This window comes from Clostridium sp. (genome assembly GCF_051650885.1).
GTDB lineage: Bacteria > Bacillota > Clostridia > Clostridiales > Clostridiaceae > Clostridium.
The window spans coordinates 1-4631 of the sequence record NZ_JBOFRG010000161.1; the positions used below are offsets into that span (position 1 = coordinate 1).

Here is a 4631-nt window from a genome sequence, read left to right on the forward strand (position 1 = left end):
AAAGGAGTTTTTTTTAATGCCTTCAATTAAATTTCCCTTTACGGGTAGTTCACAAACATTAATCATCCCTGCCGATGTAACAGATGTTATTTTCAAGGTTTGGGGAGCAGCTGGTGGTCCTAATGTTGCCCTTAATTCTCTAGCTGGTGCTGGCGGATATTCAACAGGTCAACTTAAAGTTTCTACTGGTGATTCTTTTAATATAATGACAGGTTCCGCCGGTAAAGTGCAAAGTACTGTCTCGCCTTATGGAGGTGGTGGTCCTGGTGGTGGAACGTCAGGATTCTTAGGTTCTTCTGGTGGTGGGCGTTCTGGAGTCTCTCGTACTGGAAACCCTACTCAATTTATTATAGCTGGTGGCGGTGGTGGTGCAGGTCCAGGTTCTATCTCTTTAAATATAGGTGGTAATGGTGGTGGCTCTACTGGAAATAATGAATTTATTTCACCATCAGCTGGAGCTCATGCAATATTAGTTCCTGCAACTGGTGGAACTCAGAGTGCTGGTGGTATTGGTGGTTCTATTACTGGAACTCCTTCTACTAAAGGCGGAAATGGAAGTTCTCTTCTTGGAGGAACTGGTGGAATAGAGGTTAGCTCTGGAAACGGTGGTGGCGGTGGTGGCGGTTTCTTTGGTGGTGGTGGTGGCTCTGGTGCTTCCGGAATCAATCCCTCACCTGAAGAACAAGCTGGTGGTGGTGGCTCTGGTTTTATCGACACGACTGTCCTTTTTAATGCTTTAACTTCAGCTACACTACAACCTACAACTGCCCAACTTATCCTACCACCCAACTCTACTGACAAAGATTATATTTCTGGTGTTGGTGTTTCAAACCTTGCTAACCCGTCTGGAAATGGTTTAGTTGTAGCAGTTTTACCTGACCTTATTTTAAATAAAACAGTCGATAAACTTTTTGCTGATCTAGGCGATACCATAACCTATACTATTACTGTTCACAACACAGGTCCTGGATTTGTTTTAAATACAAATTTTACCGACACACTTCCCACTAATTCAACATTTGTTCCTGGAAGCTTGACCTTTAATGGTGTACCTGTAAGTGGCTCTCCTACTATTCCAAGCTTTATTTTTCCAGATTCAATCCCTGAAGGTGCCACATTTACTGTAAGCTTTAAAGTAACCCTAGATACTTTAACCACTTCTGTATATAAGAATCAAGCCATGGCATCTTATAGCAACAATAGCTTTAAATATATTTCAAATCAAGTCACAACTACTCTAGTTTCTGCTAAAATACTAAGTTCTAAAATAGTTACACCTACTATTGCAAGTCTTGGGACTATTTTAACTTACACACTTGTGTACTCAAATATAGGAAATACAACTGCTACTAACTTAGTTTTTATAGATACAGTGCCTATAGAAACTGTTTATATTCCTAATTCGTTAACAGTAAATGGAACAACTTTATCTAATGCAAACCCTAATCCACCAGGTGTAAGCATTACAATCCCAGTAACTTCCCTTCCTGCTAATGGAACATTAACAGTTTCTTTCAAGACCCAATTAGTATCAATTCCTAGTACAACTACAATCTCTAACTCTGGATATTTAAAATATAACTATACACAAACTACTATTGTAAATGGAGCCTTTGGTTCTTCTACCACAAATACAGTCAATACCCTAGCTCCAATTTTAGATCTATCAGGTTTTACAAAATCAGTAGATAAAGTATTTTTAACCTGTGGTAGTACACTAACTTATACAATAGTTATTCCAAACAAAGGAAATATCCAAGCCACCAATCTACTCTTTAAAGATACAATTCCAGAAGGTACATCATTTGTACCTAGTTCAGTTACTATAAATAATGTACCAAACTTATCTGCCAATCCATCTTTAGGTATAACACTTCCAAACTTAGCACCAAACGATAGTATCACACTAAGCTTTATGGTATCTATACTCTGCTAACAAAAAGTGCGGGAACATCACAAGATATCCCCGTACTTTTTCCTCTTCTACCATAATACTTATGGCAATACAACATTTGTAGCCACAAAAAATCCCTTGTGACTACCATTATAATTTAAAATTCTACTATGATTTTTGAGCCGCACAAAAGGAGACTTGATGCCAAGTCCCCTTTAATTTTTAATTTTAAATTCTCTCTTATACTTCCTCATAAGCATCACAAATCCACTAACTAATATAACTCCCTTAAATACACTACTAATGCTAATACTCCACCATATTCCATCAAGTCCTAAAAGAGCACTACTTGATAAAATCAAAGCACAAGGTATTCTAAGTAAGCTAAATGTTGTACTTATAAATGGTGGCACATGTGTTTTTCCAACTCCATTAAATGCCCCTACTGTTAAAAGTTCCATGCACATAAACACCTGTGAAACTCCAAGTATTCTCATGTAGCCAGCCCCCATCTCTAAAGCACTAGGATCTGGTAAGAATATACTAAATATCATTTTGGGGAAAAGTATAAATATTAAACTTACAGTTCCTCCAAAAATCACTGTTAAAGTTAAGGCTTTTTTATATCCTTCAACTATTCTTTCCTTTTTGTCTGCTCCATAGTTTTGTCCTACAAAAGCACTTATAGCACCTTGAAGTCCTCCTATTGTCACATATGATACTGATTCAATCTGTACCCCAACCTTTTGAACTGCAATAGCTGTTGCTCCAAAATCTGATACTATTCTTCCTATTGTTATTGATATAAGACTAAATGTTACTCTTTGAATAGTTACAGGGAATCCAAGCTTTATAACTTCCTTTGCTTTATCAAATTTAAAGTTTATCCCCTCTTTAAATGCTCCAATTTGTTCTCTACCTTTCCATATAAATATTGCTAAAACAATACATCTTGCTATAAGAGTTGAAAAGGCTGCTCCCATAACTCCAAGCTTTGGTACATTTAAAAGTCCAAATATTAATATTGGATCAAGGATTATGTTAAATATAAATCCAGTTGTATTTGCCCTAAAAGGCATTTTACTATTACCATAGGAATTAAATATTATAGTAAATAATGAATTTAGGTACATAACAACTATTCCAATAGCTGATACTACTAAATACTTTTCAGCCATATGCGTAACCCAAGGATCTCCAAGCTTATAAAAATCTATAAGTGGCTTTCTAAATAATATAAGAAAAATCATATATATAATTCCTAAAATAACAATCATTATAATTCCATTATCTATATATGTATGCTCATCCTCATGCTCCCCTTTTCCTATTGCATGAGATAATTTAACCCCAGTCCCAATTAAAACTATAGTTGCAAGTGCAAATGATAGATTAATAAAGAAACTTGCAGTTCCTATAGCTGCAACCGCATTGCTCCCAAGCCTACCTATCCATATCATATCAACCATTCCATAAGCTGTTTGGATAAAGTTTGTCATTATAATCGGAAGAGACAGTGATAACAGAGATTTTGTTATATTACCCTCTGTTAGATTTATCTTTTTCACTTTAATTTTCACCTCATTTTTAAATTTAAACTAATATCATAGTTCTTAGCAATTATACTTTAACTTTATATTTTTAACAACTTATACTCTCCACCTATAAATTCCTCCACTTTAAATCTATCTAGTAGCTACCGTCTAAAGCTATTTTGATAACTACTGGATAAATTTAATATTTTTTAATTTATTTTTGTTTGGTATATAATTGTTACCGTTTCCCCACTTAATACATTTCCTATACTTATATTGCTTGGTGTTCCTCCTATTAAAGCTCCATTTAACTTTAATGTCCCACTTATATAAGCTAAGCTATTTGCTATAGTATCTACAAAATTCAGATTTTTCCCAATTGTATTTCCTATATTTTTTATAACTATAGTATAGGTTAATGTATCACCGTTTGTTGCAAAGCTTTTATCTACTATTTTTTTTATATCAAACTTTGAATTTATAATAGTTGTTTGAACTATATTTGTGTTTAAATCACTATTTATAGATGGCTGTCCTGGATCTTGTGTGTAACTATATTTTATATAACTACTATTTACTATTGGATTTATAGTTGAAACTGTATTTACAGTTACTTTAAAACTTACTGTACTTACTCCTCCTACTGGTATTGTCGGAATTGTTATTCCAGGGCTACTAAGACCTCCAACTACAGTTACTCCATCCACCATTATGCTATTTAATGTTACTTCACTTGGAAGTGTATCTATGAATTTTATATTATATAGACTCATGTTTCCTACATTATAGTGTATCGGAATTGTGTAAGTTAACACATCTAAAACTTCTGCATAGCTTTTATCTACTATCTTATTAGCGACAAGACTTCCGTAAGCTACAGTTGTAACAACACCATTGCTTATAGTATCCATAGTTATAGCTACACCTGAATCATCTATATAATTATAATTTACAAAGCTTTTATTTATTATTGGATTTATACTAGGAATTGTATTTACGATTTGCACATCAAAGGTTATTGTTTTTACTTCCATTGAATTAAATGGACTTAAATCAATATTTAAAGGATTTGAAGTTTGATTATTTAAAACACCATCTACCTTTAACGTATTTGGTATTAATGTTATATCTGTTGGAAGTGTATCTATAAATGTAGCTGTAGTTGCATTTAAGATTCCACTATTATTTAGAACTATTGTATA

At 33.8% G+C, this 4631-nt stretch carries 3 protein-coding genes; 1 reads left to right on the top strand and 2 read right to left on the bottom strand.

Going from position 1 to position 4631, the window contains the following annotated elements; translation table 11 throughout:
- Nucleotides 1-1936, top strand: a 1936-nt coding sequence (locus ACRC28_RS07985; protein WP_438542928.1) for a glycine-rich protein, incomplete at its 5' end; no start/stop codon positions are given.
- Between the two features lie 173 nt (nucleotides 1937-2109).
- Here ACRC28_RS07985 and ACRC28_RS07990 read toward each other — a convergent pair.
- Both ACRC28_RS07990 and ACRC28_RS07995 read right to left on the bottom strand, forming a co-directional pair.
- Entirely contained in the window at nucleotides 2110-3462 is a 1353-nt protein-coding gene (locus ACRC28_RS07990; RefSeq protein WP_438542929.1) for an MATE family efflux transporter, read from the bottom strand.
- A gap of 176 nt (nucleotides 3463-3638) precedes the next feature.
- A partial coding sequence (locus ACRC28_RS07995) for a DUF11 domain-containing protein (RefSeq protein WP_438542930.1) occupies nucleotides 3639-4631 on the bottom strand: 993 nt, incomplete at its 5' end.